This window comes from Photorhabdus aballayi (assembly GCF_026153155.1).
GTDB classification, from domain to species: domain Bacteria; phylum Pseudomonadota; class Gammaproteobacteria; order Enterobacterales; family Enterobacteriaceae; genus Photorhabdus; species Photorhabdus luminescens.
The window spans coordinates 1-4,112 of record NZ_JAPFCD010000111.1 but is presented as its reverse complement, the minus strand read 5'-3'; the positions used below and the strand labels follow the sequence as shown (position 1 = coordinate 4,112).

Here is a 4,112-nt window from a genome sequence, read left to right as displayed (position 1 = left end):
CACCTCCGCCGTCGTGCGCGCTGCTATGGCGGTGGATATTGGCGTGGCGCTCTCAAGCAGCAGGGCGAAGGCGGCTTCCGGCTCGGCCGCCTGACACAGATAGTCGTTGGCATCCATTTCGGATGGGAACATCACGCGCAGCGGTGTGATCCCCCGCACAAGCAGCGCCTCCGCCAGTTTCACCGCCGCTTCATTGCCCGCGCTGTCATTGTCGAACGCGATAAGCACCTGTTTGATACCGTGCCGTTCGAACGCCTGCCAGTGGTCGGCTGTCACGCCATTGATCCCGTAAACGGCGGTCACGTTCCGATACCCTGCGACCCAGAACGACATCGCATCAATCAGCGATTCACACACGATAAGGCTTTTCGCGGCCATCAGCGCCGTTTCATTCCAGACTCCGCTATGCGCGCCCGGTAGATAAAGGTGCGATGGCGTACCCGCCCGCAGGTGGTCGCCGATTTTACGTCCGTAGATTTCCTGTATTTGCCCTTGCGGATTGATAACCGGTACAACCAGCGAGCCGGTAAAGTGTTCATGACCCGATTCCCGCATCAGACCCAGCGAGCGCAGGCGGGCGCGGATTTCTGCACCGGATTTCAGCTTTCTTGATGGCAGCCGATAGCCCAGCGTGCGGTTGGCAAAACCCAGTTTAAAGTGAGCAACCAGTTCAGGATGATTGAGCTGCCGCGCCGTCAGGTAAGCCTGCATCTCCGGGGCGTTCAGCAGGGTATGGTGATAAAACTCAACGACCCGGTGCAGTAATGCCTGCTGTCCCGCTTCATTCTCGGCCAGCAGCATCGGTTCACGGTCTGTTAGCAGCGGCTCGATCGCCGGATTTTTGCCCAATAAAGCCCGCAACCGTTCCGCCGCATGGCGCAGGCTTAAGCCTTCGGTTTTCATCACCCAGTCCAGTACCGACCCGCCTTCATTGCAGCCGAAGCAGTGATAGAGGTTCTTTTCAGGACTCAATACCATTGACGGGGTTTTCTCCTGATGGAACGGGCACAGCAGTACGTAATCTTTTCCGCGTTTAATCAGCTTTCGTCCCTGTTGTTCCGCCACGGCTACTAAGGAGACGGCGGCTTTCAGGTGCTGCAATTCTGCTTCCGGGATGCGTGCCATGTAAGCGGTCCTTATAAAATATTTTTCAATAAAGCATTTATGCTTGATAAGGTAGCTTCAAGGCTTTATCATGTCAAGCATGTAAAGTTCATATCAACGCACCGGAGCATGGAAGATGGCAGATAATTACGGCAACATAGCTCTATTTGATACCGCTATGATGACTGAGGTGCTTGATATGACAGCGACGACAGAGACCGGATTTGCCCAACGCTTGCGTGAGTTACGCAGGCAAAAGGGGTTCTCCCAGTCTGAACTGGGCAGACTGGCGGAGTTGCATTACACCCATATTGGCCGTTTTGAGCGGGGAACTTCCAGACCGGGGAGTGATACGTTAAAACGGTTAGCGGATGTACTGGGCGTAACCAGTGATTACTTGCTGGAAGGGGCTGCGACGGAAGCGGCTAAAGCAAGATTTGAGGACCGGGAGTTACTGAGACAGTTTCAGGCAGTGGAACAGTTACCGGATGAGGATAAGGAAGTGATTAAGAAGTTGCTGGATGCTTTTTTAACTAAGAAGCAGTTACAGGCGCTGGCAAGATAAAAGGACACCCTTTGATTTAACGCGGGGCTAAGGTGCTACCAACACTTTAGCCCCGCTCACCACAAGCAACTAAAAGAGGTAGTTACTATGGCTAAGGCGCATTCTAAGGCAGAAGTGACAGTAAATAAAGCCGTGAAAACAGAACGTTATTACACGGTGGGTTATGTGCTGAACGGGAACAAGGTCAACAACGCTGCACCGGCGATACACCTTAAGGGGCAGTGGCTCAGACAGGCGGGATTTAATACCGGGGGTCAAATTACGGTGAAGGTGATGGATGGCTGTCTGGTACTGATACCGGACAGCGAAGCCACGCAACAACAGTATCAGCAATACCAGCGGCAACAGAACCAGCTTAATGAGATTAAGCTGCGGATGCGTGAGATGCTGGCTGAGTGCAACGCGGGCTAAGGGAGGGGATAAAATGAACATGGTGATTGAACATTTACAGGACATTCAGTTAACCCATATTGAAGCGCTGGCCCTGGCCCAACTGGTTAAGCGGCTGAACTGGGCGGAGATACGCGCCTGTGCCGTGAATGACGAGGAAGCGTATCAGATTAAGGATGCCATTGCTAAGCTCCAGTCCGCGCTGGCTTACCGTGGCTATGCGCCACGGTAGATCATGAAGAAGGCCGGAAGATCTCGAAAGATCTTTCCGACCTTAACATCATTTAATTTGCTATTTCTTCCCAAAACTCATTTGTCTGAGAGCCAACATATTTGATAATTTCTGTGAATGTTTCTTTACCTAAGAAAATAGTTCCAGCACCTCTGATAAATAATTCAAAATTAGCTGAAACTTGTTCAAAGTCATCCATTGATGATTCACTGGTCATAACAAAAACCTCACCAGTAATAGTGTTTAGTAATATGGTATAAGGATCAGATATTGCTATAACGATAAACTCTTTAGGTCTATTTTCACCAATCCACCAATGATTAAAAGTACCCTCACTATTAATATTTACTATCATTTCGAGATAATCAGAACTATTACCAAATGATATGTTTCCTAATGAAAAATTATCTAAATCATAGTCTTTCATGAATGATAGAAATTCTTTAGGGAATATGATATTCAGTTTTTTTTCTGAAATTTCAACGTCTAATAACGGCTTGTATCTTTTCGATAATTTCAGATCATCAAAGTCATCGCCTAACGGTGAGAATTTTTCATCTAATTGTTCGCTTATTTCTTTGATCGTTAGCAACATAAAGTTCTCCTTTTTATTTTGTATGCCATATACCGCCGCTGCCAACATGAGTTGAACTCGGGACAGGTATTGCGTAACGCCCAAAATCAACATGATGGTGAATTAATGTTTCACCTTTGTAATTCACATGTTCTGGAAACGCTTTAATCCATTGATTATCTATTTTAGGTGATAATCCTAACTCTTTTATTCGGTACATATTACTTTTACTCAAAGAATCTGGCTGCAAATTACTCCATTGTTGCCAAAATTCTTTATTGTTTCTGATACCACCATTAGCAGTCATTTTTCCACTAGTGAAAGTATTTGTGTCTATTGAATACTTGGGATCAGGTCTATTTGGGATTCTTGGATCTACCCTTGTTTGATAAGGATTATCACCCCTTGAAATTTCTTTTGTGCTAGGGCAACTAGCAAGACCAAGCGGATCAATCCAGTTCGCCGGATTATGCACGTAACTGTAAGGATTTACTCCTCCGGCTAAGTTCAACGGATCAGCACAGAGGTATTGCCCGATCTCGTTATCGTAATACCTAAAGCGATTATAGTATAAACCACTCTCCGGGTCCTCGTACTGACCCGCGAACCGGAAATTACACGTCAGGTTCCGTGGGTCGTTGACCGTCAGCACCGGCCAGCGCTCCGGTTCGCCCCAGGTGAGTAATCGCCCTGCCCAGAGCAGTTCTCCCTCCTCGGTCAGGATTTCCCGCACCGTCCCTTGATGGTCGCTCACCACATAGTATAGCTGACCTTTTTCATGCCGTGCCGAAGGCGTCAGGGCGCCGGGCTCATACAGCCAGTGAATGCTCTGCTCATAGTCAACGGTGCCGTCAGCCCGGACCGGCGTCTCTTCAATCAGCTGTTCCCCGCTCCACAGGTAATCATAGCCGATTATCGCGGTCGGTTTCGCCGGCGGTCCGGCGGTGTCTGTCTCCTTCCGCTTACTAATCCGTCGTCCGAAGGCATCATAACAATAGCGCCAGCGCGTCCCTTCCGGGCTGATAACCCCGGTCAGCCGGTCGTGCGCGTCCCAGCGGTAGCGCCAGGTCCGCGGCCGGTGACCCCATCGCTGTTCGGTTTTCTCTGTCCGTCGCCCGTTTTCATCGTAGCGATAAGTGCAGGCGCCGTGCTGAATCACTCTCCCCGCCTGCTGGGTGTGGTAGGTCTGGCGCAGGTCTTCACTGAGCCGTTCGGGCACCCGCTTGTGGTAATGGAGATTCTGGCCG

At 49.7% G+C, this 4,112-nt stretch carries 6 protein-coding genes; 3 read left to right on the top strand and 3 right to left on the bottom strand.

Features of this window, described 5'->3' with window-relative positions:
- A partial coding sequence (locus OO184_RS24590) for a CHC2 zinc finger domain-containing protein (RefSeq protein WP_265381413.1) occupies positions 1-1,125 on the bottom strand: 1,125 nt, incomplete at its 3' end.
- Between the two features lie 115 nt (positions 1,126-1,240).
- Here OO184_RS24590 and OO184_RS24585 point away from each other — a divergent pair.
- The 3 genes from OO184_RS24585 to OO184_RS24575 all read left to right on the top strand — a co-directional run bounded on the left by OO184_RS24585 (position 1,241) and on the right by OO184_RS24575 (position 2,291).
- Entirely contained in the window at positions 1,241-1,669 is a 429-nt protein-coding gene (locus OO184_RS24585) for a helix-turn-helix domain-containing protein (protein WP_265381402.1), read from the top strand.
- Positions 1,670-1,756: 87 nt separating this feature from the next.
- Complete coding sequence (locus tag OO184_RS24580; protein ID WP_265381412.1) at positions 1,757-2,080, top strand: SymE family type I addiction module toxin; 324 nt, start codon at positions 1,757-1,759, stop codon at positions 2,078-2,080.
- 13 nt (positions 2,081-2,093) lie between these two features.
- Positions 2,094-2,291 carry a DUF7706 family protein gene (locus OO184_RS24575; RefSeq protein WP_265381404.1) on the top strand — a complete coding sequence of 66 codons (198 nt, stop codon included), beginning with the start codon at positions 2,094-2,096 and terminating at the stop codon, positions 2,289-2,291.
- A gap of 52 nt (positions 2,292-2,343) precedes the next feature.
- Here OO184_RS24575 and OO184_RS24570 read toward each other — a convergent pair whose 3' ends face one another.
- Both OO184_RS24570 and OO184_RS25405 read right to left on the bottom strand, forming a co-directional pair.
- The gene (locus OO184_RS24570; RefSeq protein WP_265381411.1) at positions 2,344-2,886 is read right to left on the bottom strand and encodes an SMI1/KNR4 family protein; all 543 of its coding nucleotides are present in this window, start codon (positions 2,884-2,886) and stop codon (positions 2,344-2,346) included.
- 13 nt (positions 2,887-2,899) lie between these two features.
- A complete protein-coding gene (locus tag OO184_RS25405; protein WP_376712604.1) occupies positions 2,900-4,024 on the bottom strand; it encodes an RHS repeat-associated core domain-containing protein in 1,125 nt (374 codons plus the stop codon).
- Positions 4,025-4,112 lie beyond the last annotated feature (88 nt).